15 protein-coding genes are annotated in these 19,584 nt (G+C 72.2%); 8 read left to right on the forward strand and 7 right to left on the reverse strand.

Going from position 1 to position 19,584, the window contains the following annotated elements; all coding sequences use genetic code 11:
- Positions 1-235 precede the first annotated feature (235 nt).
- Genes KUM40_RS33565 through KUM40_RS33575 form a run of 3 tightly spaced genes read right to left on the reverse strand, consistent with a single transcriptional unit; the run spans position 236 to position 3,330 of the window.
- Entirely contained in the window at positions 236-997 is a 762-nt protein-coding gene (locus KUM40_RS33565) for a TIR domain-containing protein (RefSeq protein WP_217170082.1), read from the reverse strand.
- Entirely contained in the window at positions 994-2,586 is a 1,593-nt protein-coding gene (locus tag KUM40_RS33570; protein WP_217170083.1) for a hypothetical protein, read from the reverse strand. The genes KUM40_RS33565 and KUM40_RS33570 overlap by 4 nt, the downstream gene beginning before the upstream one ends.
- A 6-nt stretch (positions 2,587-2,592) precedes the next feature.
- Positions 2,593-3,330 (reverse strand): hypothetical protein, encoded by a 738-nt coding sequence (locus KUM40_RS33575; protein ID WP_217170084.1) that lies wholly within the window; start codon positions 3,328-3,330, stop codon positions 2,593-2,595.
- A 259-nt stretch (positions 3,331-3,589) separates the two neighbouring features.
- On the opposite strand from KUM40_RS33575, the gene KUM40_RS33580 reads away from it, so the two are divergent.
- The 3 genes from KUM40_RS33580 to KUM40_RS33590 all read left to right on the forward strand — a co-directional run bounded on the left by KUM40_RS33580 (position 3,590) and on the right by KUM40_RS33590 (position 11,736).
- Positions 3,590-4,045, forward strand: coding sequence for a DUF4396 domain-containing protein (locus tag KUM40_RS33580; RefSeq protein ID WP_217170085.1), 456 nt, complete (start codon positions 3,590-3,592; stop codon positions 4,043-4,045).
- Between the two features lie 467 nt (positions 4,046-4,512).
- Positions 4,513-6,546 carry a flotillin family protein gene (locus KUM40_RS33585; protein ID WP_217170086.1) on the forward strand — a complete coding sequence of 678 codons (2,034 nt, stop codon included), beginning with the start codon at positions 4,513-4,515 and terminating at the stop codon, positions 6,544-6,546.
- Positions 6,547-6,630: 84 nt separating this feature from the next.
- A complete protein-coding gene (locus KUM40_RS33590; RefSeq protein ID WP_217170087.1) occupies positions 6,631-11,736 on the forward strand; it encodes a DNA repair ATPase in 5,106 nt (1,701 codons plus the stop codon).
- 36 nt (positions 11,737-11,772) lie between these two features.
- Here KUM40_RS33590 and KUM40_RS33595 read toward each other — a convergent pair whose 3' ends face one another.
- A complete protein-coding gene (locus KUM40_RS33595) occupies positions 11,773-12,228 on the reverse strand; it encodes an arsenate reductase ArsC (protein ID WP_217170088.1) in 456 nt (151 codons plus the stop codon).
- A gap of 95 nt (positions 12,229-12,323) precedes the next feature.
- Here KUM40_RS33595 and KUM40_RS33600 point away from each other — a divergent pair, with 95 nt between their 5' ends.
- Together KUM40_RS33600 and arsB are read left to right on the forward strand one after the other, a co-directional pair.
- Positions 12,324-12,632, forward strand: a complete 309-nt coding sequence (locus tag KUM40_RS33600) for a helix-turn-helix transcriptional regulator (RefSeq protein WP_217170089.1) — start codon at positions 12,324-12,326, stop codon at positions 12,630-12,632.
- Complete coding sequence (gene arsB / locus KUM40_RS33605) at positions 12,629-13,747, forward strand: ACR3 family arsenite efflux transporter (RefSeq protein ID WP_217170090.1); 1,119 nt, start codon at positions 12,629-12,631, stop codon at positions 13,745-13,747. The genes KUM40_RS33600 and arsB overlap by 4 nt, the downstream gene beginning before the upstream one ends.
- 70 nt (positions 13,748-13,817) lie before the next feature.
- Here the strand turns inward: arsB and KUM40_RS33610 are convergent, their stop codons facing one another.
- Positions 13,818-14,183 (reverse strand): helix-turn-helix transcriptional regulator, encoded by a 366-nt coding sequence (locus KUM40_RS33610; protein WP_217170091.1) that lies wholly within the window; start codon positions 14,181-14,183, stop codon positions 13,818-13,820.
- A 154-nt stretch (positions 14,184-14,337) separates the two neighbouring features.
- Here KUM40_RS33610 and KUM40_RS33615 point away from each other — a divergent pair, with 154 nt between their 5' ends.
- Both KUM40_RS33615 and KUM40_RS33620 read left to right on the forward strand, forming a co-directional pair.
- Complete coding sequence (locus KUM40_RS33615; RefSeq protein WP_217170092.1) at positions 14,338-15,759, forward strand: FAD-dependent oxidoreductase; 1,422 nt, start codon at positions 14,338-14,340, stop codon at positions 15,757-15,759.
- Positions 15,760-15,851: 92 nt separating this feature from the next.
- Complete coding sequence (locus KUM40_RS33620) at positions 15,852-16,646, forward strand: cobalt-precorrin-6A reductase (RefSeq protein WP_217170093.1); 795 nt, start codon at positions 15,852-15,854, stop codon at positions 16,644-16,646.
- A gap of 83 nt (positions 16,647-16,729) precedes the next feature.
- Here the strand turns inward: KUM40_RS33620 and KUM40_RS33625 are convergent, their stop codons facing one another.
- Positions 16,730-17,374 carry a precorrin-8X methylmutase gene (locus tag KUM40_RS33625; protein WP_217170094.1) on the reverse strand — a complete coding sequence of 215 codons (645 nt, stop codon included), beginning with the start codon at positions 17,372-17,374 and terminating at the stop codon, positions 16,730-16,732.
- A gap of 89 nt (positions 17,375-17,463) precedes the next feature.
- A complete protein-coding gene (locus tag KUM40_RS33630) occupies positions 17,464-18,708 on the reverse strand; it encodes a cation:proton antiporter (protein WP_217170095.1) in 1,245 nt (414 codons plus the stop codon).
- A 291-nt stretch (positions 18,709-18,999) separates the two neighbouring features.
- On the opposite strand from KUM40_RS33630, the gene KUM40_RS33635 reads away from it, so the two are divergent.
- Positions 19,000-19,584, forward strand: a complete 585-nt coding sequence (locus KUM40_RS33635) for a (2Fe-2S)-binding protein (RefSeq protein ID WP_217170096.1) — start codon at positions 19,000-19,002, stop codon at positions 19,582-19,584.

Raw genomic sequence — 19,584 nt, forward strand, 5'->3', positions numbered from 1 at the left:
GTGGCGGGTCTTCCGGGGCTGGGGTGGCGCGGGTTCTCCCGGGCCGGGGACGGCGCTGGCCCCGGGGTGGCTGGTCTTCCCGGGCTGGGGGTGGGGCGGGTCTTCCGGGCCGGGGGAGTGCGGGTCCTCTCGGGCCGGGACGGCGCCGGCCCCCGGGGTGCGTTCCGTGGTGACGGGACGTGCCCCGGGGGCCGGTTGCGCCGGTCCCCCGAGCGGCGCGGGATCCGCCGGACGGCTACGGCCGGCGGTGGTAGGCGGACAGGTGCTGGAACGGGTAGGTGTGGCGCCAGTCCGAGCCGGTGTCGTTGACCGTGCAGCCCGCCAGCTTCAGCCGCTCCACGATCTTGCCGAGCGCCGTGTCGGAGCCGTCGAAGCGGATGACGTTGCGGCCCGCGATGTCGGCGATCGGCCGCACGCCGCCGACCTCGACGATCAGCGTGCGCTCGGGGTAGGCCATCAGGACCATGCCCAGCTCGATCAGGACGTTCGGGCGCGGCTGGCACACCGGTCGGGTCTCGTACTCGGGCTCGTTGTGACCTCGCAACTCCGGGTGGAGGGTGACGACGTCGTCCGGAGTCAGCAGGACGAGCGCCGCCTGGGCCTGTGCCGGGGCGGCGGCGACCACGTCACCTAGGAACGGGGAGGGGTGACCGGTCGCTCTGACCAGGTCCTCCCACTCCTTGGGGCGCAGATCGAGCCGGCGCAGCAGCTCGTACATCTCGCGCCGCACCTGGTCGTCGCGGCCGTGGACGACGAAGACGCCGCGCGCCCGGTCGGCGTTCGCGGGCACCGCGGCCGCGTCGCGCCCCCACCCGCCGGCGTACGGCTGTCCGCCCGGGGCCGGGGCCGGGACCGAGGGTGGGGCCGAGGGCGGGGCGTGGACCGGGGAGTTGTCCCCGGCGGTCTGGATGTTGTTGTCGCCGACGCTCTGGTTGCCCCCGTAGTTGTTGTTGCTGTTCTGGCCGGACCGGTTGCCGCGGATGTGCTGGCCGCTCATACGGGTCGTGCCTCCCTGGTGACGCCGGAGTTGTTGCCGGAGGTCTGGGTGTTGTTGTTGCCGACGCTCTGGTTGTTGCCGAAGTTGTTGTTGCTGCCCGCGCCGAAGTTCTGCTGGAGGATGTTGGTCTGGCGGGCCTCGTGCTCGCTGGTGTCCACGTCGTGGTCGAGCAGGAAGTCGCCGACGATCTGCAGCAGATGGCGCTCGATGATCTGGATGTACTTGATCGTGTCCGATTCCTGGAAGAAGTGGTGGAAGTCGTTGCTGGGCGCCAGTTCGCGGACGCTGGTGAGCGCGCCGCGGTCCACGACGGCCAGCGCGTAGCGGCCGAGCCGGAACTCGCTGGTGTCGGCCGGCTGGGCGACCAGTTTGCGGACGGTGTCGTTGCCGGATCGGCTGGGCAGCCGCTCGCGCAGCGGGTTGGTGATCAGCCGCAGGAGTTCGCCGGGCGCGCTGCGGGTCACGTCCCAGGCGATGCGCCACATGAGCTTGCCGTCGATCGTGGCGGGCAGCCGGTCGACGAGGTGGAAGCCCTCCGGGACGGGACCGAGCACGTACGTGTAGAACTCGGTGTGCAGGGTGCTGCCCTTGATGTCGAACCCGATGAACACCGAGGTGACCAGCTCCTGTTGCCAGGCGCCGATCCGGATGGACAGGTACTCGCGCCGCGCGTCGTAGTCCTCGCGCCAGTGTTCGTCCGGGTGGGCCGCGTCGGCCGCGTCGAGGAGCACGGCGACGGGCTCGTCGGCGTCGACCTTCCCGACGATCTTGGTGAATCGGCGCCGGTCGACGGAGAGCAGTTGGATCCGGTCGCTCGGCGCGGGTCTGTCGCGCAGTTCCGCGAGCAGTTGGGCGTGGACGCGTGTGGTGAGGTCCTCGACGGTGAACGGGATGATCGGCTTGCGCTCGGTCGGTCCGGTCCCGCCCGGCGACCCGTTCTGGGCGGAGCCGTTCTGGGCGGAGCCGTGCTGGGTCGGGACGCGCCCGTTGAGCAGGCCCTGCCCGAGCGTGTCGTCACGGGCCACCGGAGCGCCGAGCAGCAACTCCGCGTTGGCCCACCGGCGGACGGAGTGGCCGGCGCCGACGAACGGCTTGTAGCCGCCGTAGCAGACCGTGTCCTGTGCCTGCTCGGCGTTGATCTTGCCGACCAGCTCCGGGGTGAGGCGCGAGGTCACCGGGTGGGCGCCGTCGAACCCCCTGCGGTCGTCCGCCGGCGGTGCGAGGTGCTCGGTGAGGGTCTGGAGGATGGCGAGGCGGCGCAGGAACATCGTCGCCCAGGCGATCCAGAAGACGAAGAGGACCGCCGTGAGTCCGTTGAGTACTCCCGCGGCGAGCAGCAGGACGACGAGGAGGGTCCCCGTACCGAGGGCGATCAACTGGTTGCGGCGCAGGTTGTGGGCGGCGAGCGCGTGCGCCAGCACGGGCGCGGCGTCGTAGCCGTAGGAGGGGGCCACCACCCGGTAGCGGTGGGTCAGCAGCTCCCGGATGACCGCCTTGCGGTAGACCGGGTCGAGATAGGTGCCCGCGCACAGCAGGCGGGTGGCGTTGCTCGTGGTGTCCGGGGGCGGCGGGCCGGCGTGGGTGGTCATGGCTGCTCAGTTCCCTTCCCGCATGTCGGCCGAGATGATGACGCCGTCGCTCACCGTGTAGGTGCCCTCGTACGTCGTCTGCGTGCCGTCGGTCTCCCAGGCCACGATCGTGATCGACACGTCGTCGCCCGTGGTGCCGTGCACGGTGATGTCGTCCCGTTGGGTCGTCTCGAAGCCGGCGACGAAGTGGTCGTAGTCCTGGTCGAAATTCTTGCCGCCCAGCTCCCACGCGGTCGCGAAGTCGCGGTTGTTGATGGCCTCGAAGTAGGCCGTCACGGTCGCCTCCGGCCCTTCCCCGTCCCCGTCCTCGTCGGTGGCGGTGTCGTCCGTCGCCGTGTCGTCCGTGGTGTCGTCGTACGGGTCGTCGTACGTGCCGTCGTCGTACGTGTCGTCGGTCGGCTCGTCGGTCGTTCCGTCGTCGTCCCAGGGGTAGGTGTCCTCGCCGGTCAGGCCGCCGGATCCGTCGGGGTTGGTCCCGTCGTCCGAGGTCCCGTCGTCGGTCGTGCCCTCGTCCGTGCCGCCGGACCCCCAGTCCGGAAGCGCTCCGCTGCCGTAGAGCCCGTCGGTGGAGTACGTCCCGTCGTCGCGGCCGGCCGTGGCGAGCACGACGGCCAGCACGACTATGAGGACGAACGGGACCGCGATCACGGTCAGGGCCTGGTTGCGTACGTGACCGTGTGTGAGTGCGAGCCCGGGTGCGGGGTAGGAACCCCGGGCGCCGGGCGGGACGCGTGTATTACTCATCTGTCACCTCACTGCCGCCGGTATCCGGCTGAGCGGATACGGCACGCGCCCCGAGTGGGCCGATGTGCCTTGTGCATCGATCGATCCGACCAGTGCCGGCGCTTCCGGAACCAGATTTCTGCGGTTCCGATGCGCTTCCGATCGGCTTCCGGTATGACGCGGCGCGGTCGGTTCCAGGGTGCTGGGAATATACCCCTAGGGGGTATGGTTCTCCCTACGTACGAGATGTAAGAGACGCACGCACCGGAAGGAAAAGGCCATGGACCACTCCGCCCATCACTCGGCGTCCTGGGGAATGGCGGCGCGGGCGACGCTGCACTGCCTGACCGGCTGTGCCGTCGGCGAGATCCTCGGCATGGTCATCGGCACCGCCCTGGCCTGGGGAAACGCACCGACCATGGCCCTGGCGATCGCGCTCGCGTTCGTCTTCGGCTACTCGTTCACGCTGTTCGGCGTGGTCCGGGCCGGCCTGGACCTCAAGTCCGCCGTCAAGGTCGCGCTGGCCGCCGACACCGTCTCCATCGCGGTGATGGAACTGGTCGACAACGGGATCATCGCCCTCACGCCGGGCGCGATGGACGCCCAGTTGTCGGACGGCCTGTTCTGGTCCGCCCTGCTCGGCGGCCTCGCCGTCGCCTTCGTCCTCACCACGCCGGTCAACAAGTGGATGATCGGCCGCGGCAAGGGCCACGCCGTCGCCCACGCCCACCACTGACCCGCGCACCGAACCCGGCCCGCACGGCGCCCTCTTGGCGGATCACCGGCACTCAAGCCCTGGTGAACGCTTCCGGAAACCGGCAATGCGCACACGTGGCACCCTCACGCATCATGAGTGCACGGGGAGCACTGCGGAGAGGGGGCGGACGATGAGGACGATGACGACGAACAGTTCCTTCGTCCGCCCCCTCCACAGGCTCCGCCCTGACGAACCCGGCCGCGCCGCTCGCGCCGCCGGTGCCGCGGCGCACGACCGCCGTGCGGTCTGCGCAGTCCGCGCCGTCTGAAACACGCTGAAGCGCGCTGAAGCACGCCGACGCGCTGAAACACGCACATCTCGCCCCGGCCGGGGCCCCGGCACGGCTGCCGCCTGCCGTGACCCGGCCGCTGCCCCAGCCGGCTCATGCCGTCTCCCGTCGTCACATGCCGTCTCCTGCCGTCTCCTGCCGTAAGGACGTACGCCTCATGGAAGTCATCGGTGTCCTCGCCGTCGTCTGCCTGCTCCTCGTCGCCGTCGTGCTGTTCGGCGTCTCGCGGCTCTTCCGCAAGGTGGAGCAGGGCAAGGCGCTGATCGTCTCGAAGATGCGCAAGGTGGACGTGACCTTCACGGGTCAGGTGGTGCTGCCGGTGCTGCACAAGGCCGAGGTGATGGACATCTCGGTGAAGACGATCGAGATCACGCGGGCCGGCAAGGAGGGGCTGATCTGCCGGGACAACATCCGCGCCGACATCCGCATCTCGTTCTTCGTCAAGGTCAACAAGACCGCCGAGGACGTCGTCAAGGTCGCCCAGGCGGTCGGCACGGCCCGCGCCAGCGACCGGGACACCTTGCAGGAACTGTTCCACGCGAAGTTCTCCGAGGCCCTGAAGACCGTCGGCAAGCAACTGGACTTCACCGACCTCTACACCAAGCGCGAGGAGCTGCGGTACCGGATCATCGAGGTCATCGGCGTAGACCTCAGCGGGTATCACCTCGAGGACGCGGCGATCGACTACCTCGAGCAGACGCCGCTGACCCAGTTGGACCCGGCGAACGTCCTCGACGCCCAGGGCATCCGGAAGATCACCGAGCTGACCGCCGTGGAGCACGTACGCACCAACGAGGCGCGGCGCACCGAGGAGAAGGAGATCACCCGGCAGAACGTCGACGCCCGCGAGGCCGTACTGGAGCTGGAGCGCCGCCAGAAGGACGCCGAGATCAAGCAGAAGCGCGAGATCGACACGACCCGGGCCCGCGAGGAGGCCGAGACGGCGCGGGTGGTGGAGGAGGAGCGGCTGCGGTCGCAGGGGGCGTTCCTGCGTACGGAGGAGCAGCTCGGTGTGCAGCGCGAGAACCAGGCCCGTGAGGTCGCGGTCGCCGCGAAGAACCGCGAGCGGGTCATCGCCGTGGAGAACGAGCGCATCGAGAAGGACCGCATGCTCGAGGTCATCGGCCGCGAGCGGGAGACCGAGCTGACGCGGATCGCCGCCGAGAAGGAGGTCGAGGCGGAGAGGCGGGACATCGCCGAGGTCATCCGCGAGCGCGTCGCCGTGGACCGCACGGTCGCCGAGCAGGAGGAGTCCATCAAGAAGCTGCGCGCCGTGGAGGAGGCAGAGCGGGACCGGCAGACCGTGATCATCGCCGCCGAGGCCCAGGCGCAGGAGCGGCTGGTCAAGGACATCAAGGCCGCCGAGGCGGCGGAGTCGGCGGCGACCCACCGTGCCGCCGAGGAACTCACCCTGGCCGAGGCCCGGTTGAAGAGCGCCGACCTCGACGCGCAGGCCAAGCTGCGGATGGCCGAGGGACTCCAGGCGGAGGCCGCCGCCCAGGGGCTGGCCGCGGTGCAGGTGCGGGACAAGGAGGCCGAGGTCATCGAGAAGGCCGGCCGCGCGGAGGCGGAGGCGACCGAGGCCCGGATGCGGGCCGAGGCCGAGGGCGCGCGGGCCAAGGCCCTCGCCGAGGCGGAGGCCATCGGCGGCAAGCTCAAGGCGGAGGCCGCCGGACTCACCGAGAAGGCCGCCGCGATGGCCGCCCTGGACGACGCCTCGCGCGGTCACGAGGAGTACCGGCTGCGCCTGGAGGCCGAGAAGGACATCCGGCTCGCCGGTCTCGACGTGCAGCGGCAGGTCGCCGAGGCCCAGGCCACGGTGCTCGCCACCGGCCTGGAGCACGCCGACATCGACATCGTGGGCGGCGACACGGTCTTCTTCGACCGGCTGATGTCCTCGGTGGCACTCGGCAAGGGCGTCGACGGGTTCGTGAAGCACTCCGAGACCGCACAGGCTCTCGCCGGTCCCTGGCTGGACGGCTCGTCGAACTTCACCGACGACCTGACCCGCGTACTCGGCTCGTTCTCCACGGCCGACGTGCAGAACCTGACGGTCTCCGCGCTGCTGATGAAGCTGATGAAGTCGGGCGGCACGGACGCCGGGCAGGTGCAGCGGCTCCTGGACCGCGCCGGTGAACTGGGGCTCGCCGACACGCCGCTCACCGCCCTGAACGGCACGGCCAGGGTCTGACCGGCCACCACAGACCGGGTGCCGAGGCTGCCGCACGGGGGTCGGCGGCTTCGGCACCCCGCATCCTGGAAGGACCAACCGCTCATGGCCACCGCTCCGGAGACGGCTACGAGGGACACGTCGGGGACGACCGACACGACCGACGCGACGGGGACGACGGCTACGGCGGCTACGGCGGCTACGGCGGCTACGACAACGGGGACGACGGCTACGACGGCTACGACGGGCCCGCGCGACACCGCCGACACCGCCGACGCCGGCGCGTACGAGGTGCTGCGCGACCGGCTCGCCGCGCAGAGCGCCGAACTCACCCGCCGGGCCGAACTCCTCAACACCCGCCGGGTCGAGGAGTTCGGGTCGGCCCGGCTCGAACTGGCCGGCACCGAACGGCTGCGCACCGAGCACCCGGGCGTGCCGTGCGACATCGCCGCCGTCGGCGACACCCTGCTCCTCGGCTCCACCGGCCGCCCGGGTCACCGCGCGCAGACCGCGGTGGCGGACGTCTTCACGCTCTACGACCGCGACCTGAACCCGCTGCCCCACTCGGCCGTGCCCGGCCTGCTCGACGACCGGGCCTTCGTACGGGAGTTCGCCGACCTGCACCGCTACTACCGGCAGGCCCGGCTGCTGCGGCTGCGCCCCGTCGACGGCAGGCTGCTCGCCGTCTTCCGCACCGGCGAGAAGGCCGACGACATCCGCGTCCTGCGCTGGACGCTCACCGAGGACGGGCGGGCCCGGTTCCTGGACGCGCGGGGGGAACGCGACGACGTCTTCCCCCCGTCGCACGACTTCGAGTGGACCGGCGCGAGCCGCGAGGACCACGTCCTGGGCCGCCATCCGCACGTTTCCGTCCGGGGCGAGTTCTACGTCAGCGCCGTGGGCGGCACCCTCACCGTCAAGCTGGACAACGACACCGAGACGGACCGGGGCATCCACGGCGAGCCGGTCGCCGAGCCCCTCCAGGCGCTGGCCGACGCGGACATCGCGCACGCCCGGGTCGGCGCCCTGATCCTGCTGCGCGTACGGCCCTACAAGGAGGACACCGACCGCCACCTGGTGTTCAACACCCTCACCAAGTCGGTGGTCCGCCTGGACGGCATCGGCCTGGCCTGCCGGCGCCTGCCCGACGACCAGGGCATCGTCTTCCCCGGCGGCTACTGCCTGGCCACGGGCGTCCACAAGGCGTACGAACTCGACGCGGCGGGGCTGGAGTTCGAACGGGAGACGCGCTCCCCGAACGGTGAGGACGTGCTGTACGCCTTCCACGCGCGCGGCGAGAGCCGGGGCCTGCTGCTGTCGTACAACACCATCCGCAAGGAGGTCGCGAACCCGCTGCCCTGCCGGGGCTGGGCGCTGTCCGGCGACGGCACCTTCGCCGTGCTGCGCGCGGACGGCGACGAACCGGCCCAGGTGCATCCCGTGCAGCTATGGCACTCGCCGTACGTCTCCGACACGCACGCCGCCGACGCGCCCACCGGGAGCGGCCCGCTGGCCCGCGTGGGCAACGCCGACCTCGTGCGCGGCATCTCCGCCTGTCTGTCCGTCGCGGGGGCCGTCGGCGAGGGCATCACCACGGCCGAGGGCTACCGGGCGCTGACCGCGGCCTGCGTGCGCGCGGCCGACGGCCACCACTGGCTGGGCGAGGACGACCTGGGCGACCTGGCCGGCGCGCTGGCCGCCGTACGGGGGACCGCCGAGCAGGTACTGGCCGAGTTCGAGACGGTGCGGGACCTGACCCGGCGGGCGGCCGGGGCCCGCGACGAGGCCGCCGAGCGGATCGCCGCCGTGGTCCGCCGACTGCGCGGCGAGGCACCGCGCCAGGCCGCCGCCTGGGTACGGGGCCTCACCGAACTGCGGCACGCCCACGGGCACCTGCTGAACGTCAAGGAGATGCGGTACGCCGACGCCCCCGGCATCGACGCCCTCGCCGGCGAGGCCGAGGACGCCCTCGCCGACCTCGGACGGCGGGCGGTGACCTTCCTCGCCCGCGAGGACGCCTTCGACACCCAGCGCGAGGACGTGGAGCGCCTTGCCGCGGACGCGGAGGCCGTCACCACCGTCGCCGAGGCGGCCCCCGTCGCCGCCCGGCTCGACGAACTCGCCGACGGACTGCGCACGGTCACCGACGTCGTGGCCGAACTCGACATGGGCGACGCCACGGTCCGCACCGCCCTGCTGGAGCGGATCGCCGCGGTCCTCGGCGGGGTCAACCGTGCCCGCGCCGTCCTCGACGCCCGCCGCCGCGCCCTCCTCGACCACGAGGGCCGCGCCGAGTTCGCCGCCGAGACGGCCCTGCTCGGCCAGGCGGTCACCGCCGCGCTCGCCGCCGCGGACACCCCCGAGCGCTGCGACGACCAACTGGCACGGCTGCTGGCCCGACTTGAGGACCTGGAGTCCCGCTTCGCGGAGTTCGACGGCTTCCTCGGTGAACTCGCCGACCGGCGCGCCGAGATCTACGAGACGCTCGCCGCCCGCAAGCAGACACTCGACGACACCCGCGCCCGCCGCGCCGAACAACTCGCCGCCTCCGCCGCCCGCATCCTGGAGACGATCACCCGGCGGTGCGTCACTCTCGCCGACGCCGACGCGGTCAGCACCTACTTCGCCTCCGACCCGATGCCGGCCAAGGTCCGCCGCACCGCCGGGGAACTGCGCGCCCTCGGGGACACCGTCCGCGCCGAGGAACTGGACGGCCGCCTCAAGTCGGCCCGCCAGGAGGCCTCCCGCGCCCTGCGCGACCGCGTCGACCTGTACGCCGACGACGGCCGCACCCTGCGCCTGGGCGCCCACCGCTTCGCCGTCAACACCCAGCCCCTCGACCTCACCCTCGTCCCCGACGGCGACGGACTCGCCTTCGCCCTCACCGGCACCGACTACCGCGCGCCGGTCACCGACCCCGGCTTCGCGGCCACCAGCCCCTACTGGGACCGATCCCTGCCCTCGGAGTCCCCCGGCGTCTACCGCGCCGAACACCTCGCCGCCCGCCTGCTGCGCGGGCACGGCGCGAGCGCCCTCGCCACCGCCGACGACCTGCCCGCCCTCGTCCGCGAGGCCGCGCAGCAGGCGTATGACGAGGGCTACGAGCGGGGTGTCCACGACCACGACGCGACGGTCCTCCTGACCGCGCTCCTGCCCCTGCACGAGCAGGCCGGGACGCTCGCCCACGAGCCGGCCGCCCGCGCCGCCGCCCAGCTCTTCTGGGCTCACGGCACCACGCCCGCCGCGCGCCAGACATGGCAGCGGCGCGCGGTGTCACTGGCCCGGGCCCGCGACACCTTCGGCCTCTCCACCGCGATCGCGGACCTGGAGGCCGAACTGGCCCGCGCCATCTCCGCATGGACCCCGACCGCGGAGCAGGGGGAGGGGGAGGGGGAGGGGGAGGGCGCAGGCGAAGGGGGGACGACCGGTGTCGCCGGGGGCGCGGTCGCCTCGTACCTCTTTCACGAACTGACCGTCGCCCCCGAGGGCTTCGTCCTCGGCGCGGGTACGCGCACGCTGCTGGAGAAGTTCCGCCGCACGGTGGGCACCCCGGCCTACGACGAGGACCTGGCCGCACTCGACGACCTCGCCGCCCGCCGACAGCTCGCCGAGGCGTGGATCTCGTCGTACGCCACCACCGGCACCGGCACCGGCACCGACCCGACCCCCGGTGACCTGGCGGAGGCGGTCGCCGCCGAACTCTGCCCCGACCTGACCCGCTACGACGGGGACGCCCCGCCGACGGCCACGGCGGAGGGGCTGCTGGGCACGCACCCGCGCATCACCGGTGGCCGACTGACGCTGCGCCTCGACGAGTTCCTCGCCCGCACCGCGCGCTTCGCCGCGACGGACGTACCCGCGTTCCGCGCCTACCAGCGGCGGCGCACCGCGCTGGTCACGGCCGAACGCGCCCGGTTGCGGCTGGACGACCACCGCCCGCGGGTCATGTCCGCCTTCGTCCGCAACCGCCTCGTGGACGAGGTCTACCTCCCGCTCATCGGGGACAGCCTGGCCAAACAGCTCGGCGCCACCGGCGGCACGAAGCGCACCGACACCGGCGGCCTCCTGCTGCTCCTCTCCCCGCCCGGCTACGGCAAGACCACCCTGGTCGAGTACGTCGCCGACCGCCTCGGCCTGATGCTGGTGAGGATCAGCGGCCCCGCGCTCGGTCACACCGTCACCTCGCTCGACCCGGCCGACGCCCCGAACGCCACCGCACGCCAGGAGATCGAGAAGATCAACTTCGCGCTGGCGTCCGCGAACAACACGCTCCTCTACCTGGACGACATCCAGCACACCTCCCCGGAACTCCTCCAGAAGTTCATCCCGCTGTGCGACGCCACCCGCCGCGTCGACGGCGTGTGGGACGGGCGGCCCCGCACCTACGACCTGCGCGGCAAACGCTTCGCCGTCTGCATGGCCGGCAACCCCTACACCGAGTCGGGCGCCCGCTTCCAGGTCCCCGACATGCTCGCCAACCGGGCCGACGTCTGGAACCTCGGCGACGTCCTGACCGGCAAGGAGGAGGCCTTCGCGCTGAGCTTCCTGGAGAACGCGCTCACCGCGAACCCGGTCCTCGCCCCGCTCGCCGGCCGCGACCGGGCCGACCTGGAGCTGCTCGTCCGCCTCGCGGCCCAGGACCCCGCCGCACGCGCCGACCGCCTCACCCACGCCTGTCCGCCGGCCGAGCTGGAGCGCGTCCTGTCCGTCCTGCGCCACCTCGTCGCCGCCCGCGAGACCGTGCTGGCGGTCAACGCCGCCTACATCGCCTCCGCGGCCCAGGAGGACGCCGCGCGTACGGAGCCGCCCTTCCGGCTCCAAGGTTCCTACCGCAACATGAACAAGATCGCCCAGCGTGTCCGCCCCGTCATGAACGACGCCGAGCGCGCCGCCGTCCTCGACGACCACTACACCGCCGAGGCGCAGACCCTGACCCACGGAGCCGAGGCCAACCTCCTCAAGCTCGCCGAACTGCGCGGCACCCTCACTCCGGACCAGGCCGCCCGCTGGGCCGAGGTGCGCACCGCCCACGTCCGCGCCCGCACCCTCGGCGGCCCGGGCGACGACCCGCTCACCCGTGCCGTCGCCGCCCTGGGGCTCCTCGCGGACCACGTCGCCGCCGTCGAGTCCGCCATCACCCGCGCCGCCGACCCCCGCCACCTGCTCGCCAACCCGCACGCCCGGCATGCCGGCGGCGGAGGGGAGCGGTGAGTGCCGTATATCCATATGCCCGTATGTCCATCTCGCTCAGGCCGTCGCCTCCGGCTTCTCCGGGGCGGTCTCGGCGATCAGGCCCTCGATCAGGTCCTCGATCAGGCTCTCGACCAGGGTCTTGATCTCGTCGCGGATCGGGCGGACGGCCTCGACGCCCTGGCCGGCCGGGTCCTCGAGCTTCCAGTCCAGGTAGCGCTTGCCGGGGAAGACGGGGCAGGTGTCCCCGCAGCCCATGGTGATGCAGACGTCGGACTCGCGGACCGCGTCGACGGTGAGGATCTTCGGTGTCTCCTGGGAGATGTCGATGCCGACCTCGGCCATGGCCGCGACGGCCGCCGGGTTGACCTGATCGCCGGGAGCGGAGCCGGCGGAGCGGACCTCGACGCGGTCGCCCGCCAGGTGGGTCAGCCACGCGGCGGCCATCTGGGAGCGGCCGGCGTTGTGGACGCAGACGAACAGGACGGACGGCTTGCCGGAAGACTCGGCCATGGTGATCGTTCTCTCTCGTCGCACGGCGGAACCCGGCCGCCATTGACTTCAGCCTCCGCTGGTATCAGCGGACGATGATGTGAGAGTATCAGCGCATGCTGACTTCAGTCGATCCTGATGTGATCCGCGTGCTGGGTGATCCGCTCCGCCTGAAGATCGTGACCCTGCTGTCGCGCGAGACGCTCTGCACGACGCACCTGGTCGAGGAGACCGGAGCCAAACAGACCAACCTCTCCAACCACATGAAGGTGCTGCGCGAGGCCGGGATCGTGGAGACCGAGCCCTGCGGCCGCTACACCTACTACAGGCTCAATCCCGAGGTCCTGGCCGGGCTCTCCGAGCGGTTCGCCGAGCTCGCCGCCGCCGCCCGCACCGCCGCCGAGAACAAGAGGGCCTGCCCGTGACCTCCACCGAGCCCACCACCGCTTCCGCTCGGGCCGGGGGTGGGGGCGGGGACGACTCGATCGTCAGGAAGCTCTCCACCCTCGACCGCTACCTGGCCGTGTGGATCCTCGTCGCCATGGCCGTCGGCCTCGGGCTCGGACGGGTCGTCCCAGGGCTGAACGACGCGCTGGCGAAGGTGGAGGTCGGTGGGATCTCCCTGCCGATCGCGCTCGGCCTGCTGATCATGATGTATCCGGTCCTGTCGAAAGTCCGCTACGACAAGCTCGACGCCGTCACGGGCGACCGCAGGCTCATGGCCTCGTCGCTGGTGATCAACTGGATCGTCGGCCCGGCGGTGATGTTCGCGCTCGCGTGGATCTTCCTGCCGGACCTGCCCGAGTATCGCACCGGCCTGATCATCGTCGGCCTGGCCCGCTGCATCGCCATGGTCATCATCTGGAACGACCTCGCCTGCGGCGACCGCGAGGCAGCGGCCGTGCTCGTCGCGCTCAACTCGGTCTTCCAGGTCCTGGCGTTCGGCCTGCTCGGCTGGTTCTACCTCGACCTGCTGCCCGACTGGCTCGGCCTGGGTGACGGCGAACACCTGGACATCTCCATGTGGAAGATCGCCCTGAACGTCGTCATCTTCCTCGGGGTCCCACTGCTCGCGGGCTTCCTCACTCGACGCATCGGCGAGAAGAGGCTCGGCCGAGAGAAGTACGAGTCCAACTTCCTGCCGAAGATCGGCCCGTGGGCGCTCTACGGCCTGCTGTTCACGATCGTCATCCTCTTCGCCCTGCAGGGCAGGACCATCACCTCCCAGCCGCTGGACGTGGTCCGCATCGCGCTGCCGCTGCTGGTGTACTTCGCGGTCATGTTCTTCGGCACCTTCCTGCTGGGCAAGGCGATCGGCCTCGCCTACGACCGCACGGCCACCCTCGCCTTCACTGCCGCCGGCAACAACTTCGAGCTGGCCATCGCCGTCGCCATCGCCACCTTCGGTGTCACCTCCGGCCAGGCCCTGTCCGGCGTCGTCGGACCGCTCATCGAAGTCCCGGTCCTGATCGGCCTGGTCTACGTCGCGCTCGCCTGGCGCAAGAGGTTCACCACCGACGCGGTGACGACGGCCCCGTGACGCGAGGGGCGGAGCGCCAGCGGGGGTACGGTCCGGCCGCGGTCGGCGGCGTCAGCCGCGTCGGCGGGTGTCAGCCGCGCAGGTCGAGCATGGCGGACATGGCCGCCACCACGGACGGGGCGACCTGGTAGTAGACCCAGGTGCCGCGCCGCTCGGAGGTCAGCAGGCCTGCCTCGCGCAGCTTCTTGAGGTGGTGGGAGACGGTCGGCTGGGAGACGCCGACGTCGGCGATGTCGCACACGCACGCCTCTCCGCCCGGATGGGAGGCGATCTTGGAGAACAGGCGCAGTCGCACCGGGTCCGACAGGGCCTTGAACATGGCGGCCGTCTTCTCCGCGTCTGCCTGGGACAGTTCCCCGGCGGTGATCGGGGGGCAGCACGGCACGACGTCACCGTCCTGCGGGACGGGCAGCTCCACGACCTCTGATTTCGACATACGTCTATGTTGACACTTGTCGATACGGGTGGCAAGCTCCGAGGCGTGGACACGTATCGACTGACATCGATACACCGAACGCCGGCAGCACATCCGGCTGACGCCTTCACTCACCCGCGCTGACCCCCTTCGCCCCTCAAGGAGACCGAGCATCATGAGCACGCAGCAGCTCCCCGTCGTCGTCATCGGAGCCGGTCCCGTCGGACTCGCCGCCGCCGCCCACCTGACCGAACGGGGCATCGAGCCACTCGTTCTGGAAGCGGGGGACGGCCCCGGCGCGGCCGTGCGCGAGTGGAGCCACGTACGCCTGTTCTCGACCTGGGGCGAGGTCGTCGACCCGGCCGCCGAGAAGCTCCTGGCCCCCACCGGCTGGACCCGGCCCGACCCCGCGACGTACCCGTCCGGCGGCGACTGGGCCGAGCGCTACCTCGAGCCGCTCGCCGACGCCCTCGGCGACAAGGTCCGTACCGGCGCCACCGTCACCGGCGTCTCCCGGGCCGGCCGCGACCGCGTCGTCGACGCCGACCGCGACGCCCAGCCCTTCGTCGTCCACGCCGAGTACGCCGACGGCCGCGAGGAGCGGATCCTCGCCCGCGCCGTGATCGACGCCTCCGGCACCTGGACCACCCCGTCCCCGGCCGGCGGCAGCGGCCTGCCCGCGCTCGGCGAGAGGGCGGCGGCCGACCGCATCTCGTACCGCGTCCCGGACCTGACGGACCCGGCCGTCCGCGCCCGCCACACCGGCAGGCGCACCGCCGTGATCGGCTCCGGCGCCTCCGCCTTCACCGCGCTCGCGTACCTCGCCGAGCTGGCCGAGGCGGCCGACGGGGCCGGCACGAAGACGGTGTGGATCCTGCGCCGTGGCATCTCCGGCTCCACCTTCGGCGGCGGCACCGCCGACCAACTGCCCGCCCGCGGCGCGCTCGGCCTCGCCGCGAGGGCCGCCGTCGACGACGGCCACGCCGACGCCGTCACGGGCTTCCGCACCGAGTCGTTCGAACGCGACGGTGACGGCCGCCTGGTCCTGGTGGGCGAGGACGGCCGCCGCCTGGAACCGGTGGACGAGGTGATCGTGCTGACCGGATTCCGTCCCGACCTGTCCTTCCTCTCCGAGATCCGCCTTCGCCTCGACGAGCGCCTCCAGGCCCCGGCGGAACTCGCCCCGCTGATCGACCCCAACCAGCACTCCTGCGGCACCGTGTACCCCCACGGCCACCGCGAACTGTCCCACCCCGAGCAGGGCTTCCACCTGGTCGGCATGAAGTCCTACGGCCGCGCCCCGACGTTCCTCGCCATGACCGGGTACGAGCAGGTCCGCTCCGTCGTCGCCGCGATCGCCGGCGACCTCGACTCGGCCGACCGCGTCGAACTCACCCTCCCCGAAACCGGGGTCTGCGGCGGCGCGGGCCTGTTCGACACCTCCGACGCCCCCGACGCCCCCGACTCCCAGCAGGCCGACGGTGGTGGCTGCTGCGCGCCCGCGCCGCAGCAGCCGGTCCAGCTCGGTGCGATCGCGACGACGGGGGTGGCCGTGGCCGTCGAGGAGACTCAGGAGGGTGGCTGCTGCGGCTCGTGACCACCCGAGGGAGGCCCGTGTGCTTGGGTGTGGGGCGCTGCGACAAACTCCAACTCTCCGCCCAGCCGCTCCACGAAGGGACCAAGCGTCACGTGCACGTGCTGATCCTCGGCGGCACCACGGAGGCCCGCCGCCTCGCCGAACTGCTGGCGGCCGGACCGCTGCCGGGACTGCGCGTGACGAACTCCCTGGCGGGACGGGTGTCCGCGCCCCGGACGCCGCCGCCCGGCGAGGTCCGCGTCGGCGGCTTCGGCGGCGCCGAGGGACTCGCCGCCTGGCTCCGCGAGCACACCGTCGACCTGCTGGTCGACGCCACCCACCCCTTCGCCGGCACGATCGGCTTCCACGCGGCACGGGCCGCCGCCACCGCCGGTGTCCCCCTCCTCGCCCTGCGCCGCCCCGGCTGGACGCCGGTCGAGGGGGACGTCTGGCATGACGCGGGCTCCTTGGCGGAAGCCGCCGCACTGCTGCCCGCGCTCGGCCGACGGGTCTTCCTGACCACCGGCCGAATGGGCCTCGCGGCCTTCGCGGACTTCGCGGCCTCAGCAGACCCGGCCGACCCGGCCGACCTGTGGTTCCTCGTACGCTCCGTCGAGGCCCCCGAAGGGCATCGTCCGCCCCGTACGGAGGTACTGCTCGACCGCGGCCCCTTCACCCTCGACGGCGAGCGCGAACTGCTGCGCCGGCACCGGATCGACGTCCTGGTCACCAAGGACAGCGGGGGAGCGGCTACCGCACCCAAGCTGACGGCCGCCCGTGAGGCCGGGGTGCCCGTGATCGTGGTGCGCAGGCCGCCGGTGCCCGACGAAGTACCGGTGGCGACCGGGCCGGAGCAGGCGGCGCGGTGGGTCCTTGAGGCGCACGCGAGACGCCCGCCCCGGGACTGACGCGGCGCCGACACCACCGGGCCCGGGACGCCCGGGACCGACCCGGAGCCCGTCCGCTCCCCCCCGTGCCACCTACCCCCCGCTCACTCCTCCTCGCTCGCGATCGCGTTGATCGCGGCGGCGGCCATGGCACTGCCGCCGCGACGGCCCCGTACGACCAGGTGCTCCAGGCCCGAGGGGTGCGCGGCCAGGGCGTCCTTGGACTCGGCGGCACCGACGAAGCCGACGGGCACGCCGATGACGGCGGCCGGGCGCGGCGCCCCCTCCTCGATCATCTCCAGGAGGCGGAAGAGCGCGGTGGGCGCGTTGCCGACGGCGACCACGGCCCCCTCCAGCCGGTCGCGCCACAGTTCGAGGGCGGCGGCGCTGCGCGTGGTGCCGAGCCTGGCCGCCAGCTCGGGGACGGCGGGGTCGGAAAGGGTGCACACGACGTCGTTGTTCGCGGGCAGCCGCCTGCGCGTGACGCCGCTGGCCACCATCCGCACGTCGCAGAGGACGGGCGCACCGGCCCGCAGGGCCTCGCGGGCGCGGGCGACCACACCGGGCGTGTGACCGAGGTCGCGGACGAGGTCGACCATGCCGCAGGCGTGGATCATCCGGACCGCGACCCGGCTGACGTCGGCGGGCAGGCCCGAGAGGTCGGCCTCCGCGCGGATGGTGGCGAAGGACTGGCGGTAGATCGCCGCGCCGTCCTTCTCGTAGTCGTACGTGGTCACGGCGGGGAGCATACCGACCCGACCGTCACCCGCGGGCACACTCCGCCCTCCGCGACGAACCGCTCGCCCACCTGGGCCGAGATAGGACGCGCAGACGGGCGTCACCACGCCTCCGAGTCCTTCGCGCCGCCCTTCTCGCCGTCGTGCGGCGGGTGCGCCCTACGGCCCGTTCCGCGGGCCCCCGCCCCCGACCGCAGCCGCATCGCGGTCAGCGGGAGCACGAGTACGGAGATCATCGCGGCGCCGACCAGCGAGGCCGCCTGATCCGTGCCGAGGAGTTCCTGGTCGACGCCGATGGTCGTGATGGCGACGACCAGCGGCAGGCACGTCGAGGCGAACAGCGCCAGCGCCACCCGGTCCGTACGGCCGAGATCCCTGGGCGCGAGCGCGTACACCGGGACACCGCGGACCAGCAGGACGAGCAGGAGGAAGCCCGGCACCAGCAGCAGGGCGCCCGGGTCGTGCAGCAGCGCGGCCAGGTCGAACTCGATGCCCGTGACCACGTAGAAGAGGGGCACGAGGAAGCCGAAGCCCATGGCCTCCACCTTCCCCAGGACCACCTCGCTGCTCGCCGGCGCGGCCCGGTGCAGCACGAGACGGGTCAGGACGCCCGCGGCGAACGCGCCCAGCAGGACGTCGAGGCCGAAGGCCTCGGCCAGGCCCAGCATGCACGCGAGCAGCAGCATCACGAACCGGACCGCGAACTGGCCGCTGCTGTGCAGGGTCAGCTCGGTCAGCCGGGCGAACCACGGCGGCCTCGGGCGCAGCGCCCAGAACACGGCGGCGGCCGTGATCGCCCCGAACGCGGCCAGCAGCGCCGCCGACTCGGCCGGCCTGCGCCCACTGAGCAGCAGCGCCACCGCGACCACGGGCCCGAACTCGCCGACCGCGCCGAACGCCGACATCACCGCCCCGAACCGGCCGCGCTGTTCGCCGCTGTCCCGCAGCATCGGCAGTACGGTGCCCAGCGCGGTGCTGGTCAGCGCGGTACCGATGACGAACGCCTCGAAGACGTCCCCGCCGCTGATCGCCAGGGCCAGCGCGATGCCGGCGGCGAGGGAGACCAGCCAGGACCACATGGAGCGGCGCAGCGTGTCGCCCCGGACGGCGGCGAAGTCGATCTCGTACCCGGCCAGGAAGATCAGCATGGACAGGCCGAGGTCGGCAAGCGTGTCGACGACGTCGTCGGGGTGGGCCCAGCCGAGTACGTCCGGGCCGACCAGGATGCCCAGGCCGATCTCGAAGATGACCAGGGGGATGCGGATCCGCCGCCCCGTCGCGTGGACGAGGAGAGGCGCCAGCACGGCGGCCGCCATGATCAGGACGAGGGTCCCGGGGTGCGTCATGAGGTGGGACGGCGGGGCGCGTCCGCCGGCACGGCGGGCCGCGACTCCGTGGTCCGAGACATCGACGCTCCCTCGCAGACGGTGGACCGGGACCGAGGCTTGGATCCGGGCCGACGGCGCACGGCCAGTGCCACTGTCGCCCCCCGAGGAGACCCGGACTACTGGGCGTACGCCGTTAGGGGGCGTGCGGACCGGATTCACGCATACGCCGGCGTACAGAGCGTGAAGCCACCTTTTGCGCCCCAAATGAACCCATAAGAGAATAGGACGCGTTGCACTTGGAGGTGCGCCATGTCCGCTCCCGGCCCGGCCCTCACACGGCGAGGCACGACTCCGGCAGAACGAGGACTGGAACGAGGACCCGATCCGGTCCGGATCACCCTGTCGATCAACGGCACCGAGCACAGCCTCGACATCGAGCCACGCGTCAGCCTCCTGGACGCGCTGAGGGAACACCTGGACCTGACCGGCGCCAAGAAGGGCTGTGACCAGGGCACCTGCGGAGCCTGCACCGTGTGGGTCGACGGACGGCGGGCACTCGCCTGTCTCACCCTGGCGCTGACCTGCGAGGGCCACGAGGTCACGACGATCGAAGGACTCTCCCCGGGCGAGGGTCCGGGCGCGGGTCCAGGCGAGGGTCAGGGCGAGGGTCCTGGCGAGGAACTGCACCCCGTGCAACGGGCCTTCGTCGAGCAGGACGCCTTCCAGTGCGGCTACTGCACGCCCGGCCAGATCATGTCCGCGGTGGCCCTGATCGAGGAAGGCCACGCGGAGGACGACGCCGAGATCAAGGAGTGGATGAGCGGCAACATCTGCCGATGCGCCGCCTACCCCAACATCCGGGCCGCGATCCGCGCCGTCCGCGACCAGAGTTAG

Origin of the sequence: Streptomyces sp. AC512_CC834, assembly GCF_019049325.1 — a bacterium.
Lineage (GTDB): Bacteria > Actinomycetota > Actinomycetes > Streptomycetales > Streptomycetaceae > Streptomyces.

Excerpts from the sequence above, each read along its gene's own strand:
- KUM40_RS33635 (WP_217170096.1), top strand. The coding sequence starts at position 19,000 with ATGTCCGCTCCCGGCCCGGCCCTCACACGGCGAGGCACGACTCCGGCA.
- KUM40_RS33630 (WP_217170095.1), bottom strand. The coding sequence starts at position 18,708 with ATGACGCACCCCGGGACCCTCGTCCTGATCATGGCGGCCGCCGTGCTG.
- KUM40_RS33600 (WP_217170089.1), top strand. The coding sequence starts at position 12,324 with ATGCTGACTTCAGTCGATCCTGATGTGATCCGCGTGCTGGGTGATCCG.
- KUM40_RS33610 (WP_217170091.1), bottom strand. The coding sequence starts at position 14,183 with ATGTCGAAATCAGAGGTCGTGGAGCTGCCCGTCCCGCAGGACGGTGAC.
- KUM40_RS33625 (WP_217170094.1), bottom strand. The coding sequence starts at position 17,374 with ATGCTCCCCGCCGTGACCACGTACGACTACGAGAAGGACGGCGCGGCG.
- KUM40_RS33585 (WP_217170086.1), top strand. The coding sequence starts at position 4,513 with ATGGAAGTCATCGGTGTCCTCGCCGTCGTCTGCCTGCTCCTCGTCGCC.
- KUM40_RS33580 (WP_217170085.1), top strand. The coding sequence starts at position 3,590 with ATGGACCACTCCGCCCATCACTCGGCGTCCTGGGGAATGGCGGCGCGG.
- KUM40_RS33570 (WP_217170083.1), bottom strand. The coding sequence starts at position 2,586 with ATGACCACCCACGCCGGCCCGCCGCCCCCGGACACCACGAGCAACGCC.
- KUM40_RS33590 (WP_217170087.1), top strand. The coding sequence starts at position 6,631 with ATGGCCACCGCTCCGGAGACGGCTACGAGGGACACGTCGGGGACGACC.
- KUM40_RS33575 (WP_217170084.1), bottom strand. The coding sequence starts at position 3,330 with ATGAGTAATACACGCGTCCCGCCCGGCGCCCGGGGTTCCTACCCCGCA.
- KUM40_RS33615 (WP_217170092.1), top strand. The coding sequence starts at position 14,338 with ATGAGCACGCAGCAGCTCCCCGTCGTCGTCATCGGAGCCGGTCCCGTC.
- KUM40_RS33565 (WP_217170082.1), bottom strand. The coding sequence starts at position 997 with ATGAGCGGCCAGCACATCCGCGGCAACCGGTCCGGCCAGAACAGCAAC.
- KUM40_RS33595 (WP_217170088.1), bottom strand. The coding sequence starts at position 12,228 with ATGGCCGAGTCTTCCGGCAAGCCGTCCGTCCTGTTCGTCTGCGTCCAC.